This is a genomic window from Actinomadura sp. 7K507 (assembly GCF_004348425.1).
Taxonomy (GTDB): domain Bacteria; phylum Actinomycetota; class Actinomycetes; order Streptosporangiales; family Streptosporangiaceae; genus Spirillospora.
Genome location: NZ_SMKK01000157.1, coordinates 1 through 23,120, shown reverse-complemented (window position 1 = coordinate 23,120; position 23,120 = coordinate 1). Strand labels below are relative to the sequence as shown.

Genomic DNA, 23,120 nt, shown 5'->3' with positions numbered 1-23,120 from the left:
GCTTCCAGCAGCTCGACGAACGTGACGTCCTGCGCCGCCACGCCGAACACCCGGGCGCGCAGCATCAGCCGCTCCGCCCAGGCGCGGTGCGGCTTGGCCTCGTTCATCTTGTTGGCGTACGAGCTGGCCATCGCCCCTCCCCCGGCGACGCCGAGGATGTCGGCCGCGTCGCAGTACTCCTCGTGCGTCACCACCGACAGGGCGTGCACGGCCGCCACATGGCTCGGATGGATCACGGTCTTGCCCATGAGGCCGTTCGCCTTGTCCAGGTGCACCTCGCGGATCAGCCCGTCCAGATCCGACGTGATCAGCCGCTGCCGCAGCGGCGCCGCCCGCTGCGCGTCGAACGGCGACTGCCGCAGCTGCGGCTTGAACATCCGCTCGCCCGCCGAGAAGTACTCCCACACCGGCCCGGTCACCACATGGCCGGTGCCGTCCGCGCGGCCGAGGATGTTGACCACGTCGCAGATCACGCCCGCGACCGGCCGGATGTCGTAGATCGTCAGGTCCGGCGGGCGGCGCAGCCCGTACGCGGCGGACATGTCGGTCGCGCCGATCCGGACGGCGAGGATCTTCGACCGGTGCTTGGCGAGCAGCCGCGCCACTTCGTGCAGCGTCTCCGCCCGGGACTCGGCGTACACCGCCTCCGGGCTCTCGATCACCGGCATCGCCAGTAACCGCTGCCCGCTGCCGGCGGCCGCCTCCTCGATCGCGTCGAGGAACGCCCCGCCCGCCGCCGCCGTGAACTTGGGCAGCACGAACCCGGTGACCAGCGCGGCGGCGTCGCCGAGCCGGCCGACCAGGTCGCCGATCTGGCCGGGGTCGCGCACGCGGACGAACAGCAGCGGCACCTCGACGCCGTGCCCGTCCACGTCCGCGTGCAGCGCCCGCAGCTGCGCCACCAGGTTCGACTCGGCCGCCGCGACCTCGTCGTCGCCGATCGCGTCCTCCAGGCACAGCACCATGCTCAGCACGCCGCGGCGCCCGGCCGCCCCGACGTCGCCGGCGAGGGCGGGCCGGGTGGCGGGGCTGTACAGCGTGGCCCCGAGCGCCACGGCCAGCACCTCCGGATCGTCATGCCGGTCGAACGGCCGTGGATGCCGGTAGAACAGGTGCTTGCGGCGCGCGGCGTCGATGTGGTCGAAATGGCGCATGGACGCCCCGTCAGACGCGCCGTGTCATGAGAACGGGCACCGGACGACCGGGCCGGGGCCCGGGGTCACAGGTGCGCCGACACGGCGGGCAGCAGATGCTGGAACGTGCGGCCCGTCGCGGTCGCGCCGATCGCCGTCATCGACCAGCCGTCGCCGTCCCGCGCCACCTTCGCCATGATCTGCGCGTTGTGCTGCCCGGCGCCGCTCAGGTCGTAGCGCGCGATCTCCTGCCCGGTGCTCTCGTCCACCAGCCGGCAGAAGGCGTTCTCGATCTGCGAGAAGTCCTGGCCGGTGAAGGAGTTCACCGTGAACACCATCTGGGTGACGTTGGACGGGATGCTCTGCAGGTCGACGTTGATGACCTCGTCGTCGCCCTCGCCCTCCCCGGTCAGGTTGTCGCCGGTGTGCTGGACGGATCCGTCCTTGCTGCGCAGCTGCCGGAACCACACCTGGTCGGCGAGGTTCCCGCTGCCGTCGAACAGCAGGCAGGACGCGTCCAGGTCGATGTTCTGGGTCTTGGTCTTCCCGAACAGGCCCTTCTTGGTGACGGCGTCCCAGCCGAGGCCCATCTTGACCCTGGTGAGCGTTCCTCCGCCGGGCTTGGCCAGTGAGACCTTCTGGCCCTTCTGCAGCGAGATGGACATCGTTCGGCTCCTTCGGTGATCGATGCTTCCGCGGGTGAAAGGTCAGACTTTGCTGGAGTGAAGCTGCTTGCCGTCCTCGCCGGACGGCGCCTCCGGGGGGTCCTCGTCCCGGCCGCGGTTGCGGAGGATGGAACTGGCGAACGCCGCGATGATCAGGCCGGCGCCGAGCCCGCCGGTGATCCACTCGGGGACGTGGCTGCCGATGCTGATCAGCATGCAGGTCGCCAGGGCGCCGATCGCCCAGTGCGCGCCGTGCTCCAGGTACACGTACTCGTGCAGCGTGCCCTTGCGGACGAGGAACACGGTCAGCGACCGGATGTACATGGCGCCGATGCCGAGGCCCAGCGCGATGATGATCGGGTCGGTGCTGATCGCGAACGCGCCGATGACGCCGTCGAAGCTGAACGAGGCGTCCAGCACCTCCAGGTAGAGGAACAGGAAGAACCCGGCCTTGCCGGTGGCCAGTGCAAGCCCGTTCGGCCCGCGCCCCTGCGCGCGAGCCCGCAGCTCGTCCTCCGCGGACTTCCGCGAGGGTTCTTCGCCGCCCTCGCCCGTCTCTTCGTCCTCGTCGCCGTCGCCCACGTCGGCCGCCTCGGAGAACAGCTCGCCGAGCCCGTTGACCAGGATGTAGGTGATCATGCCGAGGACGCCCGCGATCATGACGGTGCCGGGGTCGTCGGCGGCCAGCCACGACACGAACGCCAGCGCACCGCCCGCGACCACCACCGCGAGCTGGTCCAGCCGGCCGATCCGGGCCAGCGGCTTCTCCAGCCACGGGAGCCACTTCTCGGCCCGCTCCTCGAACACGAAGTTCAGGAACAGCATCATCAGGAACATGCCGCCGAACGCCGCGATCGTCGGGTAGGCGTCCTCCATCAGATGGTGGTAGCGCTCCTCGTCGTTCAACGCGAGGTCGAACGCCTCGATCGGGCCCAGCTGGGCGGTGACCCCCACGATCAGCAGCGGGAAGACCAGCCGCATGCCGAACACCGCGATCGCGATGCCGATCGTCAGGAAGATCTTCTGCCAGAAGGGGCTCATCCGATCGAGCACCTTGGCGTTGACCACGGCGTTGTCGAACGACAGCGAGATCTCGAGGATGGAGAGCACGGCGACCAGGGCCAGCACGCTGGGCCCGCCGTAGAGCAGGGCGAGGACCAGGCCGACGGCCGTGATGCCGAAGGACCAGCCGAAGGTGCGAAGAATCATGCGCGTATTTCTGCTAGTCAGGTGGCCGGGCGTGGCGGCCGGGACGCGGGGAGGCCGGCACTAGCCGACGTTCACGCCGAAGTCCATCGCGATGCCCGCCAGCCCGGAGGCGTACCCCTGGCCGACGGCCCTGAACTTCCATTCACCGTTGTGGCGGTACAGCTCGCCGAACACCATGGCCGTCTCGGTGGAGGCGTCCTCGGTGAGGTCGAAGCGCGCGAGCTCGTTGCCGTCGTTCATGTTGACGATCCGGATGAACGCGTTGCGCACCTGCCCGAAGCTCTGCTGCCGGTTGTCGGCGTCGTAGATCGAGACCGGGAACACGATGCGGTCGCACTCCGGCGGCACCCCGGTGAGCGTGACGTTGATGGACTCGTCGTCGCCCTCGCCCTCACCGGTCAGGTTGTCGCCGGTGTGCTCGACCGAGCCGTCCGGGCTCTTCAGGTTGTTGAAGAACACGAAGTGCTGGTCGGACATGACCTTGCCGGTCCCGCCGAGCATCAGCGCGGACGCGTCCAGGTCGAAGTCGGCGCCCGTGGTGGCGCGGACGTCCCAGCCGAGGCCGACGGTGACCGCGGTGAGGTTGGGCGCGGCCTTCGTCAGTGAGACGTTGCCGCCCTTGGCGAGTGAAACTCCCATATCGGGCCACTCCCTTCCCTAAGAAGCCTGATCCCTGGCTGAGGATCCTACTGAGACCGGCGTCCGCCGTGACCGGTCATCCGGCGACCGATCCGCCCGGCGGCCGATTTCGCCGCGGGCCGTCAGAGGTTGACGCCGAAGTCCGCGGCGATGCCGGCGAGGCCGGAGGCGTATCCCTGGCCGACCGCCCGGAACTTCCACTCCTCCCCGGAGCGGTACAGCTCCCCGAAGACCATCGCGGTCTCCATGGAGGCGTCCTCGCTCAGGTCGTAGCGCGCCATCTCCGAGCCGTCGCCCTGGTTGAGCACGCGGATGTAGGCGTTGCGGACCTGCCCGAAGTTCTGGCCGCGGCCGTCGCCCTCGTAGATCGACACCGCGAAGGCCACCCGCTCGGCCGTGGCCGGCATCGCGCCGAAGTTGACCTGGAGCTGCTCGTCGTCGCCCTCGCCGGCGCCGGTGGTGTTGTCGCCGCTGTGCGCGACCGCGCCGTCCGGCGTGCGGAGGTTGTTGAAGAACACGAAGTGCTGATCCGTGATGATCTTGCCGGAGGCGTCCAGGACCATGGCGGAGGCGTCGAGGTCGAAGTCGGTGCCCGTGGTCGTGCGCAGATCCCAGCCGAGACCGACGGTCACCGCGGTCAGGCCGGGCGCCTGCTTGGTGAGGGAGACGTTGCCGCCCTTGCTGAGACTGACACCCACGGGGGCCTCCAAGATCGCATGAGGTATCGGACACCGGTCCGGCGCCCAGACTTATCGACGTTGCAGCGATGCTATCCGTTCCATCCCAGGCGGACTCATCAGACGAGACCCGCGCCCACCGCGCGAAATCCGGTCCATCTGCGCCAGACTGGGCAGGGACGAAGGGAGGCTGCGTTGCGGGGAGCGGGCGACCAGCGGCGCCGGGGCCGAGGTCCACACCCGGCGGCCGGCGCCATCGAGGCGAAGGAGGCGGCATCGACCGCCTTCTACGACATGGACCAGGCGCAGAAGTTCATCGACGGCCGCGTGACCGTGTTCGAGGACCTTGACGCCAAGGCCGCCGAGCCCGTCCGGCGCGAGTTCACCGGGCTGGCCGAGTCCGCGGACGCCGCCGCCCACGCCTACATCTCCGTCCTGGACGCGCACGACGTCGATGACCAGGACCGGTCACCCGCCGAATACGACGCCGCCCGGCGCGCGTTCGTGGCGAGCACCGAACGGCTGCAGCACATCACCCGGAACCTGAACGGGTTCGCCGAGCGCCTCTCCGGCCGCATGGCCAGGCTCGAGTCCGCCCTCGACCAGCTTCCGCCCCGGCTGACGGCCGCCCGCGACGCCGTCGCCGCCGCCGACGCCGCCGTGGCCGCCGCGAGGGAGGCCGGGATGGACGCCTCCGACCCGGAGGCGGAGGTGGCCCGGGCCAAGCAGATCCTGGCCCAGCTCGGCTCGCAGGGGCTCGGCGGGTTCGGGCTGGACGGGGCGATGCGCAAGGCCGACGAGGTCCACGAGATCGCCGAGCGGGCGCGGGAGGCCGCCGCCGAGCTGCCGCAGATGGCCCAGAAGGTCCGCAACTCGCTCGCCTCGGTCCGGACCCGGGTGGACGTCGTCGCGAACCGCGTGGGGCCCGTGAAGGAGGCGATGCGGGTCCTGCTGCGCGGCTACTCGCAGGCGTGCTGGCAGGACCTGAGGGGCGCGCCGGAGTCGATCGAGGCGGGCGCGAACCGGGCGCGCGAGCGGCTGAACGAGGCGTCCGCGCACACCTCCCGCGCCGAGTGGAAGCAGGCGCAGCAGGCGCTCACCGCCGCCCGCACCGAGCTGAACGCCGCCGACCGCCGGGCCGGCCAGGTCACCGGGCGGGTCGAGGAGCTGAAGGCCGTCGCCGCCGACCCGTCGGCACCGGCGGAGAGCGTCCGGTTCGCCGTCCGGGACGCCCAGCGGCTCGCCATGGCCCAGCCGGGCGGCGCCGCCCCTCAGCACGCCCGCGTGCTCGACTCGCTCGTCGAGCGGCTGGAGAACGCACCGGCGCGCCTCACCGGCGCCAACCCGGACTACTGGGCGTACCTGCAGGAACTCGACTCCATCAAAACCGCCGCCGGCGACGTGGTGACCCGGATCCGAGCCGAAAGGGCCCAGCGATAGCCCCGAGCCCCATCCGGCCGCGATCAAGCCCTTCTGTCGTGGATGCCCATCGTCAGGTTGCGGGCGACCATCGGGGGACCGCCCTGCTGCGGTTCGCCGTAGGGCGGGACGGGGGGCTGCTTCTGGGGTTGCGGCTGCTGGTGGGGTTGCGGCTGCTGGTGGGGGGCCTGCTCGCGGGCCTGGGACGGCTCCGCCCAGACGGCCGTCCCGTAGGCGCAGACCTCCAGGCCGCCGCCGACCGCGGCGGTGTCGTAGCGCATGCCGACCACCGTGTTCGCGCCCATGCGGCGCGCCTCCTCGCGGAGCCGGTCCACGGCCTCACGGCGGGCGGCGGCCAGGCCCGCGGCCGGCTGCTCCCCCGTCACCCGGAACGTGGCGCTGCTCCCGCCGTGCCCGGGTTGCGGCGCGGCACCCTGGTCGGCCTGGACGGCCGAGCCCGAGGCCTCCCCCAGCACACTCCTGATGTCAAACCCCGCCACGCCGTCAGTCGTCACGATCAGCATGCCCACAACGGTAGATGACGGCTCGGACGATTGCGACGGAACGCGGGCAGAAGGCACGGACCCGCGGAGTCCGGCTCCCGCGGAGTCCGGCCCCACGGCCGTCCGCAGGCGACCGCCCTCCCGGCGGCGCGGCCGGAAGGGCGGTCGAGCGAAGCTCGTCCTTTGATAGGCGGTGGGTGGGGGCTGGAGGACGGTCAGTCGAGATACTCCTTCAGCATCTGGGCGCGTGACGGGTGGCGGAGTTTCGCCAGGGTCTTCGACTCGATCTGGCGGATCCGTTCCCTGGTCACGCCGAACTCCCGGCCGACCTCCTCCAGGGTGCGCGGGTGGCCGTCGGTCAGGCCGAAGCGCAGCTGGATGATGCGCTGCTCCCGTTCCGACAGCGTGCCCAGGATGTCCTCCAGCTGGTCCTGCAGAAGGATGAACGCCGCGGCCTCGATCGGCACGACGGCGTCCGCGTCCTCGATGAAGTCGCCGAGATCGGAGTCCTCCTCGCCGATCGGCGACTGCAGCGATACCGGTTCCTGCGCGATCCGCTGGATCTCGATGACCCGGACGGGCGACAGGCCCATCTCCAGGCCGATCTCCTCGGGGGCGGGTTCGCGGCCGAGGTCCTGGTGCATCTGCCGCTGCACCCGGACCAGCTTGTTGATCGTCTCGACCATGTGCACCGGGATGCGGATCGTCCGGGCCTGGTCGGCGATCGCCCGGGTGATCGCTTGCCGGATCCACCAGGTGGCGTAGGTCGAGAACTTGAACCCCTTGGTGTAGTCGAATTTCTCGACCGCACGGATGAGTCCGAGATTTCCCTCCTGAATCAGGTCGAGGAAGAGCATTCCCCGTCCCACGTAGCGTTTCGCGATCGAGACAACCAGCCTCAGGTTGGCCTCGATCAGGCGTTGCTTCGCCCGCGCACCCTCGCGGGAGAGCAGTTCGAGGTCGAGGAGCTCACCGCGGGCGAGGACGGCGGTACGCGCCATCTTCTCCTCGGCGAACAGTCCCGCCTCGATCGATTTCGCGAGTTCTACTTCATCTTCTGCCGTGAGAAGCGGTACGCGACCGATCTCTCTCAGGTAGATCCGAACCAGGTCGCTCGTCGGCGCCCGCTTGCCGAGGTCACCCTCGTCCACTCGCGCGACGTCCTCGGTCTCCTGCTGAGACTCGAGGACCTCCACCCCCTGCTCTGCGAGCATCCGGACGACCCTTTCCAGGGAGTCGTCCGGCAAGTCCGAGCGATCGAGCGCGGCAGCGACGTCCTCGACGGTCACACCGCCGCGCTCTCTGCCACGTGCGACGAGGTCCGCCACCTGATCAACCGATGGCGCCTCGCTTGGCAGCACCGAAGGGCCCACGCAGACAGTCTGCGTCAAACCGGGCCAAGATCACAGGACCTATTTTGCGGTCCCTTCACTTACTGTGACCCAAGCCCTCGCTCGCGCAACACCCGTCGCTGCTGCTCAAGCGCGACAAGATCGCCGAAGAGGCGCTGGTACTCCTCGGGAGCCTCGACCGGATTCAGCCGCCCGAGTTTAGATTTCGCATCGGCGATCATGCGTGTGAGCTGGCGTTCCTGTATCCGGGCAAGCAGCTCGATGGCATAACGGTCATCCGATTCCTGGGCGGACCGGGACGGCTCCACGCCGAATCTGGTGATCAGCTCTCTGACCTGGTCGTTCGGTGCGCGTTCCAGCAGGTGGGCGACCCATTCGGTGACGGTGCCCGCGGCCGTGACGCCGCCCGCCGCCGCGATGACCACGCGGACCGCGGCGTGCGGCGGCGCGATGAACGCCTCGGCCGGGACCTCGTCGAACACCGGCCCGAGCAGCGCCGGGCGCTGGACGGCCAGCTTCAGCAGCTCCCGCTCCCGCTGCACCTCGGGATCGTTCGGATCGAACGCCGGACGCTCGGGCGCCGCGGGGGCGCCCTCGCCCCGCCCGTTCCCGCCCCGCCCGTTCCCGGCCCGGCCGTTGCCGCCGTCGCCCGCGCGTCCGCCGCCGCCGTGGGCGCGGCTGTTCCGCCGGGCCGACAGCTCACGGACGCGGCGCAGCACGAACTGCTCGTCCATGAGGCCGAGCCAGCGGTCGAGGCTGACCGTGTACCCGTGCCGCAGCGAGCGGTCCTTGATGGACGCGACGACCGGCGCCGCGGCGTCCAGCGCGGCCAGCCGGCCCTCGACCGTGTCGAGGTCGTGCTGCTCGATCGCGCTGCGGACCTTGAACTCGAACAGCGGCAGCCGGGAGGCGACCAGGTCGCGCACCGCCGCGTCGCCGTGCCTGACCCGCAGGTCGCACGGGTCGAGCCCGTCCTGCTGGACGGCCACGAACGTCTGCGTGACGAACTTCTGCTCGCCCTCGAACGCGCGCAGCGCCGCCTTCTGCCCGGCCGCGTCGCCGTCGAAGGTGAAGATCACCTCGCCGCGGAACTCGTCCTGGTCCATCAGCAGCCGGCGCAGCACCTTGATGTGGTCGTCGCCGAACGCCGTCCCGCACGTCGCGATCGCCGTCGGGACCCCCGCCAGGTGGCAGGCCATCACGTCGGTGTAGCCCTCGACCACCACGGCCTGCCGCCGCCGCGCGATCTCCTTCTTCGCCAGGTCGGCCCCGTACAGCACCGAACCCTTGTGGAAGAGCGGCGACTCGGGCGTGTTCAGGTACTTGGGGCCGTCGTCGTCCTCGTAGAGCCTGCGGGCGCCGAACCCGATGACGTCGCCGCTCAGGTCGCGGATCGGCCACATCAGCCGGCCGCGGAAGCGGTCCATGGGGCCGCGCCGCCCCTCCTTGGCGAGACCCCCGGCGATGATGTCGCGGTCGGCGAAGCCGCGTCCGCGCAGGTGCCTGACGAGGCCCTCCCACTCGCGGGGCGCGAACCCGACGCCGAAGCGGGCGGCGTCGGACATCTCGAAGCCGCGCTCGGACAGGAACGTGCGGGCGATCGCGCCTTCGTCCGAGCTCAGCCGCCCGGTGTAGTACTCGGCGGCCGCCTTGTGCGCCTCGACGAGCCGTGCGCGCTGCCCGCCGTCCTGCCGGGGGCCGCGTCCGCCGCCTTCCTCGTAGCGCAGCTGGATCCCGGCCTGGGCCGCGAGACGCTCCACCGCCTCGGAGAACGACAGGTGCTCCATCTCCTGGACGAACTTGATGACGTCGCCGCCCGCCTCGCAGCCGAAGCAGAAGTACAGCCCGCGCGAGGCCGTCACGTTGAACGAGGGCGACTTCTCCTCGTGGAACGGGCACAGGCCCTTCAGATTGTCTCCGCCCGCGTTGCGGAGTTGCAGGTACTCACCGATCACGTCGGCGATAGACGAGCGCTCCCGCACCAGCGCGATGTCCTCATTGCGAATCCGGCCTGCCACGACGAAGGAGTCTACGGCGGTGCCCCGACATCCGGCGCACTACGCCGGAACCGGTCCGCGCCATGCCCGCCGGCCGCGGGTGCCACAGGCCGGGCCCTCCGGCGGTGACGCGGCTCCGGGGGCCATGGCCGGACTCGGCCGGACCGGGGGCCGGTAGCACCGGAATCACTCTGGACAACCCGCGCCGTCGCACGATGTGATGACGGACCGAGATTTCGCTCACACCAGGCGGACCCGATGACGGATGTTGTGCTCGACGGCGTCGACAAGGTGTACCCCGGCGGGCAGATCGCCGTCCGCGACCTCCGCCTGCGGATCGCCGAGGGTGAGCTGTTCGTGCTGCTCGGGCCGTCGGGCTGCGGCAAGTCCACCATCCTGCGGATGATCGCCGGGCTGGAGGAGATCACCACCGGCGACCTGTGGCTGAACGGGTCCGTCGCCAACGAGCTGACGCCCCGCGAGCGGAACGTGGCCATGGTGTTCCAGGAGGGCGCCCTCTACCCGCACCGCACGGTCAAGGGCAACATGATGTTCCCGCTGGAGGTGTCGGGCGACGACCGCGCCGAGGCCGGCGCCAAGGTCGTCGAGCTGGCGCGCGCGCTCGGCATCAACTCCATGATCGACCGGCTGCCCGGGACGCTGTCGGGCGGCCAGCGGCAGCGGGCGGCGATCGGGCGGGCGCTGATCCGCGAGCCGTCGCTGTTCCTGATGGACGAGCCGCTGTCGAGCCTGGACGCGGGCCTGCGCACCGAACTGCGCATCGAGATCACCGCGCTGGTGCGCTCGACGGGGACCACGACCGTCTACGTCACGCACGACCAGGTCGAGGCCATGACGATGGCCGACCGGATGGCGGTGCTGCGCGAAGGGCTGCTGGAGGACGTCGGGACCCCCGAGCAGATCTACGAGGACCCGGCGACGGTGTTCGTGGCCGCGTTCCTCAGCTCACCGCCGATCAACCTGCTGCACGCCACCCTCTGGGCCGTCGAAGGCGAGGGGCTGCTGCTCGACTTCGGCTCGCAGCGGCTGAGCGTCCCGTGGAACGATCCCCGGGCGTCGTCGCTGATCAGCCGGCACGGCCGGTCCGTGATCGTCGGCATCCGCCCGGACACGCTGATGCCGATCGCGCCGGGCTCGCCGGCTCCGCACGGCACCGTCCTGTCCGGCCGGATCCGCACGATGGAGTTCCACGGGCACGAGTGGCTCGCCTACGCCGAGGCGGGCATCCCCACGATCGACGCGACCGAGGTGGGACGGCCGGAGCCGCCCGAGACCCGCGAGCCCGGACGTCCCGGCGTGCGCGACCGGCTGCGGACGCTGTTCGGCGGGCCGCACCTCCACGACGAGCCGGTCGAGGAGCACGCCGGCCACCATCGCCGCTCCGACCTGGTGTTCCGCATCGCGCCGGGCAACCGCCCGAGCCGCGGCGACCACGTCGCGCTGCGGGCCGACCTGAGCCGCGTCCTGTTCTTCGGCGCCGACGGCCGCCGCGTCACGCCCGTCCACCGGTAGGGCCGGCGCCGGGCGTCAGGCGGGGAGTCCCTCGCGGACCTCGCCGCTGTAGAGGCGGATCTTCCACTGGATGTGCTCCTGCTGCTCGCGCAGCCTGGCGATCTGCTCCTCCACCCGGCGGTCGTGGTCCTGCAGCAGCGCGAGCCGCTCCGCGACCGTCCCGGTCCCGCCGCGGGCCAGTTCGGTGTACCGCAGCATCTCGGCGATCGGCATGCCGGTCTCGCGCAGGCACCGCAGCATCCCGAGCCATCGCAGGTCGTCGTCGCTGAACACGCGCCGCCCCGACGCGTTGCGCGCGATGCCGGGAAGCAGCCCGATCTTCTCGTAGTAGCGCAGCGTGTCGATGCTGAAGCCGCTCTGCTCTGCGGTCTGGGCGGGAGAGTAGGCGCTCACGTCCTTCAGGATCCCACCTGGAGCGCACTCCAGGTCAACGGTTTGACCCGGAGCGCGCTCCAGGCCGCAGAGTGGGGGACGCCTGCGGGGGTAAGCCCCGCGGACGAGGACGAGGACGAGAAGGAAACATCATGCGCGTCGGTCTCCAGGTTCCCAGTTTCACCTTCCCCGGCGGCCCCGAGCAGATCGGCCCGGCCTTCGGCCGTGTCGCCCGGGAGGCCGATCAGGCGGGACTGCATTCGCTCTGGGTGATGGACCACTTCTTCCAGATCGCCATGGTGGGTCCCCCGGAGGACCCGATGCTGGAGGGCTACTCCGCGCTCGCGTACGCCGCCGCGCTGACCGAGCGGATCACGCTCGGCACGATGGTCACCGGCGTCACCTACCGGCATCCGGGCATCCTGCTCAAGACCGTGACCACGCTGGACGTGCTGTCGGGCGGACGCGCCTGGCTGGGCATCGGGGCCGCCTGGTACGAGGAGGAGGCGCGTGGGCTCGGCGCCCCGTTCCCGCCGGTGGCGGAGCGGTTCGAGCGGCTGGAGGAGACGCTGGAGATCGCCCACCGGATGTGGAAGGGCGACGAGTCGGCGTTCCGGGGCGGGCACTACTCGCTGGAGCGGCCGCTGAACTCGCCGCCCGCGCTGACGAGGCCGCATCCGCCGATCCTGATCGGCGGGGGCGGGGAGAAGAAGACGCTGCGGCTGGTCGCCAGGTACGCCGACGCCTGCAACCTCTTCGACGGCGACGAACTGCACCACAAGCTGGACGTGCTGCGCGGGCACTGCGAGCGGGAGGGGCGCGACTTCGCCGAGATCGAGAAGACCTCGCTCGGCTACTTCAGCGGTACGCCGTCGGTGGGCGAGGCCGTGGACACCATCGGGCGTCTAGCGGAGAGCGGCGTCGACCACGCGATCTTCTCCCAGGGCTCCGGGCAGGACCTGGCGGGCGTCCTCGGCGAGGCGCTGGCCCAGACCGGGAAGATCGTCCCGGCGGGACGTTGAGCGCCGGGCGCCCGGGGCCTCAGGCGGCCGACGGGGTGAAAATCCACTTCTTGTACGACCAGTAGCGGAACCCGGCGCCGAACACGACGCCCGCCAGCAGCCCGGCGTTGAAGCCGACTCCGCCGTGCAGCCCGAGCGCGTAGTAGGTGAAGCCGGTGCACAGCATCGTGATGAGCAGCCCGACGCCGTTCAGCGCGAAGAAGACCGCGACCTCGCGGCCGGAGCCGTCGCTGTCGCGGTGACGGAACACCCAGAACCGGTTGAGCCCGTAGGAGGCCAGCGTGGACACCACGGTCGGGATGGCGACGCTGGTGATGGGGCTGCCGCCGAGCCACGCGCGCATCAGGTTGGCGCCGAAGATCATGATGAGCGTGCCGACGACCCCGACGAAGCCGAAGCTGAGGAGCTCGCTCAGGAACGTCCGGTAGGTCGGGGCGGTTTCAACCGTTTTGGCCGGTCTTGACCGCTGCATGGTGCTCACTCGCCCAGACCTTACCTGACTAGGACATATACGAATGGGCCGACCCGGGCAAAAGATCAACAGCGTCCCGCTCAACTCTCCGCCGCGGCGGTCGCGGGCGCCAGCAGGACGATCAGGCCGACCAGACCGACGGGGACGGCCAGCGCCCACCCGAGCCCCACGCCCTGCGCGACGAACCCGATGACGGGCGGGCCGCCGAGCAGCCCGAGGTACCCCACCCCGGTGACCCGGGAGATCCCGTGCGCGGCGGGGACGCCGGGGACGTTTCCGGCCGCGCTGAACGTGACGGGCGCCACGACCGCCACGCCGAGGCCGAAGACCGTGAAGCCGCACACCGCCGCGGCCGGGTGGCCGGCGGCGAGCCCGAGGCCGAGGCCGAGCGCGGCGGTCAGCGACCCGGCCCGCAGCACCGGCACGGGACCGAACCGCGCGACCACCCTGTCCCCCGCGAACCGGCCGATCGTCATCGCCACCGCGCATCCGGCGTAGCCGAGGCCGGCGAAGCCGGGCCCCGTGCCGAGGTCCTCCCGCAGGTAGACCGCGCTCCAGTCGGCCATGGCGCCCTCGCCCACGAAGGAGCACAGCCCGATGACCCCGAGCATGACCAGCAGCCACCGGGACGACGGCGCGGCGGCGGGCGCCCGCTCCCCCGGCGCCCGCTCCCCCGGCGCCGGCGGCTCCGGAGGTCCGGGGACGGCGTCGGCCGAACGGTCCAGCAGGCCACGGCAGCCGGCCGCCGTCAGCGCCGCCAGCGCCACGGCCGCCACCGCCAGGTGCAGCGGGACGGGCACGCCCGCGTGCGCCGCCCACGAGCCGATCAGCGCGGCCGCCAGCGTCCCGATGCTGTACGCGCCGTGCAGGCCGGACATCAGCGGCCGCCCGTAGCCGCGTTCCACGGCCACCCCCTGGGCGTTCATCGCCACGTCCATCAGCCCGAGCGAGGCGCCGAGCAGCAGCAGCGCCGCGGTCAGCGCACCGAGGTTCCAGGCGAGCCCGAGCGGGACCAGCGACACCGCGCAGGCGATCCCGGCGGCGATCGTCGTCGCCCGGCTGCCCCGGCTCGCGATGATCCGTCCCGCGAAACGCACGGCGATCACGACGCCGACGGGCGCGCCGAGCAGGGCGACGCCCATCGAGCCCTCGCTCAGCCCGAGGTGCTCCTTGATCTGCGGGATGCGGACGACCCAGGCCGCGGAGAGCAGGCCGTGCGCGACGAACGCCACCGTGACGGCGATACGTGCCCGGCCCAGCGTCGCGATCTTGTCCGTCACCACTCGGCAGACAGTACGTGGCTGACAGGCCGTACGGCACCGCCGCCCGGCGGCCGGTCACCGCCGCACCGCGCGTCAGGCCAGGCCGGCCAGGGGGACCCCGGGATCGGCGAGGCGGGCGGTGTCCACCTCGCTCCCGGAGCGGATCAGGGCCTGGACGTCCCCGGTGACGTCCCACACGTTGACGTTCATCCCGCCGACCACCCGGCCGCCGGACAGCCAGAAGGCGAGGAACTCCCGGGACGCGACGTCCCCGCGGTACACGACCTCGTCGTACTCCCCCGGCGACGAGACGCCCGACATCTCCATGCCGAGGTCGTACTGGTCGCTGAAGAAGTACGGGACGCGGTCGTAGACGACGTCCTGCCCGAGCATGGCGCGGGCGGCGGCCGGCCCGCCGTTCAGCGCGTTCGCCCAGTGCTCCACGCGGAGGCGGCGGCCGAGCAGCGGGTTGTAGGCGTTGGCGACGTCCCCCGCCGCGAAGATGTCGGGGTCCGACGTGCGCAGCGACTGGTCGACCAGGATCCCGTCGGAGACCTCCAGCCCGGCCTGCTCGGCGATCGCGGTGTTGGGCCGGACCCCGATGCCGACGACCACGACGTCCGCGGGCACCTCGGCGCCGCCGGAGGTGACGACCGCCGACACCTGCCCGGCCCCCCAGAAGCCGGCGACGCCCTGGTCGAGCCGCAGGTCGACGCCGTGCTCGCGGTGCAGGTCGCCGAACATCCCGCCGAGCTCGGGACCCAGGGCGGCGTGCAGCGGCGTCGGCTCCGGCTCGATGACCGTCACGTCGTTGCCGTGCGTACGGGCGGCCGCCGCCGTCTCCAGCCCGATCCAGCCCGCCCCGGCCACCACGACCCGGCGCCCGCCGTGCGCGAGGGCCTGCTTCAGCGCCGCCGAGTCGCCCATCGTCCGCAGGTAGTGGATGCCCTGCAGCTTCGACCCCGGCACCTCGAGCCGCCGCGGGGACGCGCCCGTCGCCAGCAGCAGCCTGCTGTACCCGATGGGCTCCCTCGTGGACAGGCGCACCTCGTGCGCGTCCCGGTCGATGGCGGCGACGGAGGCGCCGAGCCGCAGTTCCACGTCGTGCTTGTCGTACCAGTCCGCCTCGTGGACGTGGGCCTTCTCACGCGGCTCCCTGTCCAGCAGGAACCCCTTGGACAGCGGAGGCCGCTCGTACGGCCGCTCGATCTCGTCCCCGATCAGCAGCACTCTGCCCGCGAAGCCCTCCTCGCGGAGCGTCTCCGCCGCCTTGGCACCCGCCAGGCTGGCGCCGGCGATGACGAACGTCTCCTCGGGCATGGCGACCTCCTGTAGTTGACCTGTAGCCATCCCTACAGCGCGGCCTGTAGGGAGACAAGGGTCACCGTCGGGCGCGTCGAGGCATATCCCACCCTGTGATCGGCCCGGAAATCCGCCGGTGGCGGTCAGGAACCGCCCTCCAGCAGGCGGTGCCGGGCCATCGCGGAAACGTCGGTCAGCGAGGCGATCTGGTCGATCACGGCGCGGAGCCTGCCCGCGTCGTCGCCGGCGTCCTCGAACGCCGCGCGGAAACCGGGTTCGAGGGTGCCGGGCGCACCGGCCAGCATCATCTCGGCCAGCTCGGTGATGAGCGTCCGCTGCCGGGCCCTGACCTCCTCGTGACTGATCCACACGTAGTGCGCGGTGATGCCCTTGAGCAGGGCGTTCTCCAGCCGCTGCGCGCGCGGGACGATCAGCTCCGCCGCGTACCGGGTCAGCGGGCGGTCGCCGTAGGCCTCGCGGGTGGCGGACTCGGCGGCCATGCAGAACCGCCCGATCAGGGTGCTGGTGAGGTTCTTGAGGGCGGCCAGGCTGCGCGGCGTCCCGTCGTACCGGTCGGGCCAGTACGGCTCGGCGAGCAGCGTGGTGAAGCGCTCCTCCAGCTCGGCCAGTTCGCCGCCGGGGCAGTACAGCTTGATCGCGGTGGCGGCGACCAGGCGGCGCTCGGCGGGATCGGCGAGGCGGGCGAAGTCGATGTGCCCGGCGACCAGCGCGTCCTCCAGATCGTGGACGGAGTAGGCGACGTCGTCGCTCCAGTCCATGACCTGGGCCTCGAAGCAGGTGCGGCCGGGTTCGACGCCGTCGCGGACCCAGGCCGCGACGTCCACGTCGTCCGGGTACACGCCGAACTTCCCGTTGACCGCCTCCGCCTGCGTCCAGGGGTACTTCATCGAGGCGTCCAGTGCGGCGCGGGTCAGGTTGAGGCCGACGCTGCGCCCGTGCAGCGGCGGGCCGCCGGCCGCGAACGACTTGGGTTCCAGCCGGGTCAGGATGCGCAGGCTCTGCGCGTTCCCCTCGAACCCTCCGCAGTCGCGGGCGACGACGTCCAGCGCGGATTCGCCGTTGTGCCCGAACGGCGGGTGGCCGATGTCGTGGGCCAGGCACGCCGTCTCGACCAGGTCGGGGTCGCAGCCGAGGGACTTGCCCAGCTCGCGGCCGACCTGGGCGCATTCGAGCGAGTGGGTCAGCCGGGTGCGCAGGCTCTGCACGGTGTCGGCGCCGGCGTCCGCGCCCGGCGAGGCGACCTGCGTCTTGGCGGCCAGCCGCCGCAGGGCCGCGCTGTGCAGGACGCGGGCGCGGTCGCGTTCGAACGCCGTCCGGTCGCGCCGCTTGGCGGGCTCGGGAGCCCAGCGCCGCCCGTCGCGGGCGGTGTAACGGCCGGAGCCGCCGTGAATGAAGTTGCTCGTCATGTCCCTGTCCAGGGTATGCGGGCGCGATGACGTTCCGTTGACCTCCGGGGCGGGTCGCGCCGGAGCGGGGGGCCCGGCGTCAGCGGGTCGGCTGCGGATCGGACGACGGCGACCGGGACGGGTCGATGTTGATGCGCCTGATGGTCTCGTCCGGCACCTGCACGCTCTTGCCCAGCAGCACGTACGACAGGTACCCGCCCGTCTCCCTGGCGATGTACTGGAGCTGGGTCTCGCGGGTCTGGACGCTCGGGCCGCTGCGGGTCGGCGAGGCCGCCGCCTCGATGCCGTTGTCCTCGGCCATCTTCTTCGAGCGCAGCCCGTGCCACGGGTCGGTGACGATCACGCCGGACGACCACTGGTGCCGGTCGAACTCCTTGCCGAGGGCCTCCATGCTCCCGAGAGTGTCGCGCCCGACGGGCACCGCGAAGACCTCGGCGGCGGGCACCCCGCCCTTCTCGATCAGCCAGGTGCGGCCGGCGCCCGCCTCGGTGTAGTTGTCGCCGGGGGCCTTGCCGCCGACGGTGACGATGGCGGGTGCGACGCCCTCCCGGTAGAGGTCGAGGGCGTGCTGGAGCCGCCACTGCAGCGTCGGCGACGGCCTCCCGTTGTACTGCGCGGCGCCCAGGACGATGATCGCGTCGGAGCGGGGCCGCTCGTCCTGGCGCGCCTGGTGCCAGACCCGCGCCCCGACGGTGAGGGGCGTCAGGACGGCGACCGCGAGCAGCCCGAGCACGACCCACAGCGGGATCCTGACCCACGGCGACCTCTTGCGCCGCTTGCGCGGCCGATCCGCGGGCCCGTCCGCCCCGCGGTCCCCGGTCTCGGACTCCGGCACTTCCACTTCCAACGTCATCGCTTCGGACACGTTAGTTAGATGGTCCGCCGGGCGTGGGATGTTCGCGGATCCGGCGTGCCGCCTCCCGGCCGGCCGGCGGCCGGTCCCCCGCGAGCCGGCTGCGGGGGACCGGGCGCCGGGACGGATCATCGGCTGTCGCCGCTCCCCGACGAGCCGCCCGCCGCCTCGATCGCGGCGCGGCCGGCCTCCAGCCGGGCGACCGGGATGCGGAACGGCGAGCAGGACACGTAGTCGAGGCCGACCTCGTGGCAGAAGTGCACCGAGTCGGGGTCGCCCCCGTGCTCGCCGCAGATGCCGAGCTTGATGCCGGGCCGCGCCTTGCGGCCCTCCTCGGCGGCGATGCGGACGAGCCGGCCGACGCCGTCGCGGTCCAGGGTCTCGAACGGCGACACCCCGAAGATCCCCAGCTCCAGGTAGCGGCCGAAGAACGCCGCCTCGACGTCGTCGCGGGAGAAGCCCCACGTGGTCTGCGTGAGGTCGTTGGTCCCGAAGGAGAAGAACTCGGCGGCCTCGGCGATCTGCCCCGCGGTCATCGCGGCCCTCGGCAGCTCGATCATGGTGCCGATCAGCGCGGGGACGTCGATCCCGGTGGCCTCCTTGACGTCGTCCAGGATGGCGCGGGCCTCGTCGCGGACGGCCTCCAGTTCCTGGACGGCCCCGACGAGCGGGATCATGATCTCCGGACGCGGGTCGCCGCCCGCGCCGCGCCGCGCCGCCGCGGCCTCGGCGATCGCGCGCACCTGCATGCCGAACAGGCCCGGAATCACCAAACCGAGCCGCACTCCGCGCAGGCCCAGCATAGGGTTCTGCTCGTGCAGTCGGTTGACTGCTTCGAGCAGTCTCCGGTCCTTCGCGTCGGCGCCGTCACCCGCGAGCGCGACCCTGACCGACAGCTCGGTGATGTCGGGGAGGAATTCGTGCAGCGGCGGGTCGATCAGCCGGATCGTGACCGGCAGTCCGTCCATGGCCTCGAAGATGCCCTCGAAGTCGCTCTTCTGCAGCGGCTCCAGGGCGTCCAGCGCGGCCTGCCGCTCGGTGCCGTCCCCGGCGAGGACGAGCTTCTCGATGAGCTGCCGCCGGTCGCCGAGGAACATGTGCTCGGTGCGGCACAGCCCGATGCCGGCGGCGCCGAACCGGCGCGCCCGCGCGGAGTCCTCGGGGTTGTCGGAGTTGGCGCGGACCTTCAGCGCCGCCCGCGAGTCGGCGTGCCTCATGATGCGGTCGACGGCCTTGACCAGGTCGCCGCCCTCCTCGACCGACAGCTCCGCTTCGAAGTACTGGACGACGGGCGAGTCCTCGACGGGTACCTCGCCGAGGTACACCTCCCCGGACGTCCCGTCGATGGAGATGACGTCGCCTTCGACGACCGTCACGCCACCGGGTGCGGTGAAGTTCCCGGCCTTGACGTCGACGTCCAGTTCCTCGGCTCCGCAGACGCAGGTCTTGCCCATGCCGCGGGCCACGACGGCGGCGTGCGAGGTCTTGCCGCCCCGGGACGTCAGGACGCCCTTGGCGGCGACCATGCCGGCGAGGTCGTCGGGGTTGGTCTCGCGGCGGACGAGGATCACGTCCTCACCGCGCCCGGCGAGTTCCACGGCCCGCTCGGTGTTGAACACGACCTTGCCGACGGCCGCGCCGGGCGAGGCGTTCATGCCCTTGGTCAGCTTCTGGACCCCCTCGACCCGGCTGGCGAAGCGGGGGAACATCAGCTGGGCGAGCTGGTCGCCGGTGACCCGGCGGGCGGCCTCGTCCACGTCGATGAGCCCCTGGTCGAGGAGCTGGCAGGCGATGCGGAACGCCGCCGCGGCGGTCCGCTTGCCGACCCGCGTCTGCAGCATCCACAGCTTCCCGCGCTCGATCGTGAACTCGATGTCGCACATGTCGCGGTAGTGGTTCTCCAGCGTCTCCATGATCTCGAGAAGCCGGTCGTAGGACGCCTTGTCGAGCTGCTCCAGGTCCTTCAGCGGGACGGTGTTGCGGATGCCGGCGACGACGTCCTCGCCCTGGGCGTTCTGCAGGTAGTCGCCGTAGACGCCCTGCTGGCCGGACGCGGGGTCGCGGGTGAACGCGACGCCCGTCCCGGAGTCCATGCCCATGTTGCCGAACACCATCGAGCAGATGTTGACGGCGGTGCCCAGGTCGACGGGGATGCGCTCCTGGCGGCGGTACAGGACCGCGCGGGGCGCGTTCCAGGAGTCGAACACCGCCGCCACGGCCAGGTCCATCTGCTCGCGCGGGTCGGTCGGGAAGTCCCGTCCCGCCTGTTCCCGGACGATGACCTTGAAGCGGCCGACCAGTTCCTCGAAGTCCCCCGCGGTGAGGTCGACGTCGTCGTCGCTGCCCCGGGCGCGCTTGACGTCCTCGACGGCGTCCTCGAACAGGTCGCCGTCGATGTCCAGGACGGTCTTGCCGAACATCTGGATCAGCCGGCGGTAGGAGTCCCAGGCGAACCGCTCGTCCCCCGCTTGCGCGGCGAGACCGTGCACGGACTCGTCGTTGAGTCCGACGTTGAGGACGGTCTCCATCATTCCGGGCATGCTGAACTTGGCGCCGGAGCGCACGCTGACCAGCAGCGGATCGTCGCTCTGGCCGAGCTTCTTGCCCATCTCGGACTCGAGGCCGGCCAGGTGCGCGTTCACCTCGTCCGCCAGCCCCTCGGGCAGGTTCCCGTGCTCGAGGTAGTACCGGCAGGCCTCCGCGGTGATCGTGAACCCGGGAGGCACGGGCAGTCCGAGGTTGGTCATCTCGGCCAGGTTGGCGCCCTTGCCGCCCAGCAGATCTTTGAGGTCCTTGTTTCCCTCAGTGAAGTCGTACACGAACTTCGGCACGGGGAGCTCCTTCTCGCTCCGGTTCCACCCAGTGGCAGTCCCGGGCCCGCCGCGGCGGAGCGCGGCATCGCGTTCCCGCAGGCCGCGTCGGGTCCGCTGCCCTGTTTGCCGGGACTGTACCCGCGCAGCCCGGCCTTGCTCGGCGCCCGGTGCGCCAAGGGGCGTTTCCCCAGGCCAGAGGCCAGATAGTGGTCTATTCCATTGGGGATCATCCGAGGGCGACACCGGCCGGCGCGCGGCGCCCGGCCCGGACGGAGCGTCCGGGGGGACGGCTCGCACACATTGGCGTACCCATGCCACGGGAGAGGGAATGATGGATCAAGGAGGTGAGGTTGTGAGGCCGAAGGTCGCCGGCGGCCGGGCGGGAGACCCGTTCGCCCCAATAGCCGATTTCGGGTTCCTGTCCGACTGCGAGACGACCGCGCTGGTCGCACCGAGCGGCAACATCGAGTGGATGTGCCTGCCGAGGATGGACTCGCCGAGCGTGTTCGGTTCGATCCTGGACCGCGACGCGGGGTACTTCCGGGTCGGCCCGGCGGGGGTCGAGGTGCCCGCCGCGCAGCGCTACATCCCCGGCACCATGGTGATGGAGACCACCTGGTGGGTGCACGGCGGCTGGCTCGTGGTGACGGACGCGCTGCTGATGGGGCCGTGGCACCACGAGACGGAACGGTCCCACACGCACCGCAGGGCCCCGACGGACTACGACGCCGACCACGTCCTGCTGCGGATGGTGCGGTGCGTGAACGGGCAGGTCCAGGTCAGGCTCGACTGCATGCCGGTGTTCGACTACGGGCAGACGCCCGCCCGCTGGGAGCACACCGGAGCCGGGTACCACGAGGCCCTCGCGCGCGGCAACGGCGTCGGGCTGCGGCTCAGCACCGACATGAACGTCGGGTTCGAGGGGTCGCTCGCGACGTCCCGGACGCTGCTGAAGCAGGGCGAGTCCCGGTTCGTGGCGCTGTCGTGGAGCGAGCACGCGGCGCCGTCGTCCTACGAGCAGGCGCACGAGCGGCTCGTCTGGACCGTCCACCACTGGCAGCACTGGCTGGACCGGGGCCGCTTCCCCGACCACCCGTGGCGCGGCCACCTGCAGCGCAGCGCGCTCACGCTCAAGGGCCTGACGTTCGCGCCGTCCGGCGCGGTGGCGGCCGCGGCGACGACGTCGCTGCCGGAGACGCCGGGCGGCGACCGGAACTGGGACTACCGCTACACCTGGATCCGCGACTCCACGATGGCGCTGTGGGCGTTCTACACGCTCGGCTACGACTGGGAGGCCAACGACTTCTTCTACTTCATCACCGACGTCGCCGAGGCCGCCGAGGGCAAGCTGCAGATCATGTACGGGCTGGACGGGCGCGAGGAGCTGCCCGAGTCCACGCTCGACCACCTCACCGGCTACGACAACGCCCGTCCCGTCCGCATCGGCAACGAGGCGTACATGCAGGCGCAGCACGACGTGTGGGGCGCGATCATCGGCTCCATCTACCTGTTCGTGCGCAAGCGGGACCGGCTCGACGACCGGCTCTGGAAGATCATCATCAAGCAGGTGGAGGACGCCCTCGCCAACTGGCGGACCCCCGACTGCGGCATGTGGGAGGTGCGCGGGGAGCCGCAGCACTTCACCTCGTCCAAGATCTTCTGCTGGGTCGCGGCGGACCGCGGCGCCCGACTCGCCCGCATCCGCGGCGACCAGGACCGGGCCCGGCGCTGGCAGGCGGCCGCCGACGAGATCCACGCCGACGTGCTGGCGAACGCGCTGGACGAGCGCGGCGTCTTCACGGCGCACTACGGCGCGCCGGCGCTGGACGCCTCGGCCCTGCTCATCCCGATGCTCGGCTTCCTGCCCGCCGACGACAAGCGCGTCCGGGAGACCGTCCTGGCCATCGCCGACGAGCTGTCGGAGGACGACCTCGTCCTGCGGTACCGGCCCTCGGAGACCGACGACGGCTTCGAGACGGAGGAGGGCACGTTCACGATCTGCTCGTTCTGGCTGGTCAGCACGCTGGTGATGATCGGGGAGCTGGACCGGGCGCGGGCCCTGTGCGAGAAGCTGCTGTCCTATGCCAGCCCGCTGCAGCTGTACTCGGAGGAGATCGACCCGCACACCGGCCGCCATCTCGGCAACTTCCCGCAGGCCTTCACCCACCTCGCGCTGATCAACGCGGTCATGCAGGTGATCAGGGCCGAGAACGACGAGCCCCAGCCGCCCCTGGCGTGACCCTCGCCGTGGCCGGGCCGCGCGCCCGGCCACGGCGTCCGTCATCACAACTCGGCGACGACTGTCGGAAATGCCCCTTTCGCCGAGATTTCCGGCTTACCGTTCGGCTGTGAGCACGCCACCTCCTGCTGACAACGAGCCCGAACCGCCCGGCGAGTGGGCTCCGCCCGGCCCGCCGCGCCCGGCCGAGGACGCTCCTTCCCCCGGCCCGGTGCCCACCGGACCTCCGGA

Annotated in this window: 19 protein-coding genes; 4 read left to right on the top strand and 15 right to left on the bottom strand. The window is 71.5% G+C overall.

What is annotated here, in order from left to right; all coding sequences use genetic code 11:
- The 5 genes from E1285_RS29805 to E1285_RS29785 all read right to left on the bottom strand — a co-directional run.
- The coding region (locus E1285_RS29805; protein WP_132157888.1) for an HpcH/HpaI aldolase/citrate lyase family protein at positions 1-1,154 on the bottom strand (1,154 nt) is incomplete at its 3' end.
- Between the two features lie 65 nt (positions 1,155-1,219).
- Positions 1,220-1,798 (bottom strand): TerD family protein, encoded by a 579-nt coding sequence (locus tag E1285_RS29800; protein WP_132157887.1) that lies wholly within the window; start codon positions 1,796-1,798, stop codon positions 1,220-1,222.
- 42 nt (positions 1,799-1,840) lie between these two features.
- Positions 1,841-3,007: a DUF475 domain-containing protein gene (locus tag E1285_RS29795; RefSeq protein WP_132157886.1), complete on the bottom strand. Its 1,167-nt coding sequence runs from the start codon at positions 3,005-3,007 to the stop codon at positions 1,841-1,843.
- 60 nt (positions 3,008-3,067) lie between these two features.
- Complete coding sequence (locus E1285_RS29790) at positions 3,068-3,646, bottom strand: TerD family protein (protein ID WP_132157885.1); 579 nt, start codon at positions 3,644-3,646, stop codon at positions 3,068-3,070.
- A 122-nt stretch (positions 3,647-3,768) separates the two neighbouring features.
- Complete coding sequence (locus tag E1285_RS29785; RefSeq protein WP_132157884.1) at positions 3,769-4,344, bottom strand: TerD family protein; 576 nt, start codon at positions 4,342-4,344, stop codon at positions 3,769-3,771.
- A 174-nt stretch (positions 4,345-4,518) separates the two neighbouring features.
- On the opposite strand from E1285_RS29785, the gene E1285_RS29780 reads away from it, so the two are divergent.
- Positions 4,519-5,763: a molecular chaperone DnaJ gene (locus E1285_RS29780; protein ID WP_132157883.1), complete on the top strand. Its 1,245-nt coding sequence runs from the start codon at positions 4,519-4,521 to the stop codon at positions 5,761-5,763.
- A gap of 23 nt (positions 5,764-5,786) precedes the next feature.
- Here the strand turns inward: E1285_RS29780 and E1285_RS29775 are convergent, their stop codons facing one another.
- The 3 genes from E1285_RS29775 to dnaG form a co-directional block, all read right to left on the bottom strand.
- Positions 5,787-6,266, bottom strand: coding sequence for a heavy metal-binding domain-containing protein (locus E1285_RS29775; RefSeq protein ID WP_132157882.1), 480 nt, complete (start codon positions 6,264-6,266; stop codon positions 5,787-5,789).
- A gap of 194 nt (positions 6,267-6,460) precedes the next feature.
- The gene (gene rpoD / locus E1285_RS29770; RefSeq protein WP_132157890.1) at positions 6,461-7,606 is read right to left on the bottom strand and encodes an RNA polymerase sigma factor RpoD; all 1,146 of its coding nucleotides are present in this window, start codon (positions 7,604-7,606) and stop codon (positions 6,461-6,463) included.
- A 71-nt stretch (positions 7,607-7,677) separates the two neighbouring features.
- Positions 7,678-9,615 (bottom strand): DNA primase, encoded by a 1,938-nt coding sequence (dnaG, locus tag E1285_RS29765; protein ID WP_132157881.1) that lies wholly within the window; start codon positions 9,613-9,615, stop codon positions 7,678-7,680.
- Positions 9,616-9,852: 237 nt separating this feature from the next.
- On the opposite strand from dnaG, the gene E1285_RS29760 reads away from it, so the two are divergent.
- Positions 9,853-11,127, top strand: coding sequence for an ATP-binding cassette domain-containing protein (locus E1285_RS29760; RefSeq protein ID WP_132157880.1), 1,275 nt, complete (start codon positions 9,853-9,855; stop codon positions 11,125-11,127).
- Between the two features lie 15 nt (positions 11,128-11,142).
- On the opposite strand, the gene E1285_RS29755 is transcribed toward E1285_RS29760, so the two are convergent.
- Complete coding sequence (locus tag E1285_RS29755; RefSeq protein ID WP_132157879.1) at positions 11,143-11,520, bottom strand: MerR family transcriptional regulator; 378 nt, start codon at positions 11,518-11,520, stop codon at positions 11,143-11,145.
- Between the two features lie 131 nt (positions 11,521-11,651).
- Here E1285_RS29755 and E1285_RS29750 point away from each other — a divergent pair, with 131 nt between their 5' ends.
- Entirely contained in the window at positions 11,652-12,521 is an 870-nt protein-coding gene (locus E1285_RS29750; protein WP_132157878.1) for an LLM class F420-dependent oxidoreductase, read from the top strand.
- 19 nt (positions 12,522-12,540) lie between these two features.
- On the opposite strand, the gene E1285_RS29745 is transcribed toward E1285_RS29750, so the two are convergent.
- The 6 genes from E1285_RS29745 to ppdK form a co-directional block, all read right to left on the bottom strand.
- Positions 12,541-12,993 carry a GtrA family protein gene (locus tag E1285_RS29745; protein ID WP_243723135.1) on the bottom strand — a complete coding sequence of 151 codons (453 nt, stop codon included), beginning with the start codon at positions 12,991-12,993 and terminating at the stop codon, positions 12,541-12,543.
- Between the two features lie 80 nt (positions 12,994-13,073).
- Positions 13,074-14,276 (bottom strand): MFS transporter, encoded by a 1,203-nt coding sequence (locus E1285_RS29740; RefSeq protein ID WP_132157876.1) that lies wholly within the window; start codon positions 14,274-14,276, stop codon positions 13,074-13,076.
- A 72-nt stretch (positions 14,277-14,348) separates the two neighbouring features.
- Positions 14,349-15,575: an FAD-dependent oxidoreductase gene (locus E1285_RS29735; RefSeq protein WP_207946921.1), complete on the bottom strand. Its 1,227-nt coding sequence runs from the start codon at positions 15,573-15,575 to the stop codon at positions 14,349-14,351.
- A 125-nt stretch (positions 15,576-15,700) separates the two neighbouring features.
- Positions 15,701-16,984, bottom strand: a complete 1,284-nt coding sequence (locus E1285_RS29730) for a deoxyguanosinetriphosphate triphosphohydrolase (RefSeq protein ID WP_132157874.1) — start codon at positions 16,982-16,984, stop codon at positions 15,701-15,703.
- A 79-nt stretch (positions 16,985-17,063) separates the two neighbouring features.
- Positions 17,064-17,837, bottom strand: a complete 774-nt coding sequence (locus E1285_RS29725) for a YdcF family protein (RefSeq protein WP_132157873.1) — start codon at positions 17,835-17,837, stop codon at positions 17,064-17,066.
- A 128-nt stretch (positions 17,838-17,965) separates the two neighbouring features.
- On the bottom strand, positions 17,966-20,668 hold the full coding sequence (gene ppdK, locus E1285_RS29720) for a pyruvate, phosphate dikinase (RefSeq protein WP_132157872.1): 2,703 nt from the start codon (positions 20,666-20,668) through the stop codon (positions 17,966-17,968).
- Positions 20,669-21,002: 334 nt separating this feature from the next.
- Between ppdK and E1285_RS29715 the strand changes: the two genes are divergently transcribed.
- Complete coding sequence (locus tag E1285_RS29715; RefSeq protein ID WP_243723134.1) at positions 21,003-22,889, top strand: glycoside hydrolase family 15 protein; 1,887 nt, start codon at positions 21,003-21,005, stop codon at positions 22,887-22,889.
- Positions 22,890-23,120 lie beyond the last annotated feature (231 nt).

Bases quoted from the DNA above. Each gene is read 5' to 3' on its own strand.
- E1285_RS29800 (WP_132157887.1), bottom strand. From the start codon at position 1,798: ATGTCCATCTCGCTGCAGAAGGGCCAGAAGGTCTCACTGGCCAAGCCC.
- E1285_RS29795 (WP_132157886.1), bottom strand. From the start codon at position 3,007: ATGATTCTTCGCACCTTCGGCTGGTCCTTCGGCATCACGGCCGTCGGC.
- E1285_RS29790 (WP_132157885.1), bottom strand. From the start codon at position 3,646: ATGGGAGTTTCACTCGCCAAGGGCGGCAACGTCTCACTGACGAAGGCC.
- E1285_RS29775 (WP_132157882.1), bottom strand. From the start codon at position 6,266: ATGCTGATCGTGACGACTGACGGCGTGGCGGGGTTTGACATCAGGAGT.
- E1285_RS29760 (WP_132157880.1), top strand. From the start codon at position 9,853: ATGACGGATGTTGTGCTCGACGGCGTCGACAAGGTGTACCCCGGCGGG.
- E1285_RS29750 (WP_132157878.1), top strand. From the start codon at position 11,652: ATGCGCGTCGGTCTCCAGGTTCCCAGTTTCACCTTCCCCGGCGGCCCC.
- E1285_RS29745 (WP_243723135.1), bottom strand. From the start codon at position 12,993: ATGCAGCGGTCAAGACCGGCCAAAACGGTTGAAACCGCCCCGACCTAC.
- E1285_RS29735 (WP_207946921.1), bottom strand. From the start codon at position 15,575: ATGCCCGAGGAGACGTTCGTCATCGCCGGCGCCAGCCTGGCGGGTGCC.
- E1285_RS29730 (WP_132157874.1), bottom strand. From the start codon at position 16,984: ATGACGAGCAACTTCATTCACGGCGGCTCCGGCCGTTACACCGCCCGC.
- E1285_RS29725 (WP_132157873.1), bottom strand. From the start codon at position 17,837: ATGACGTTGGAAGTGGAAGTGCCGGAGTCCGAGACCGGGGACCGCGGG.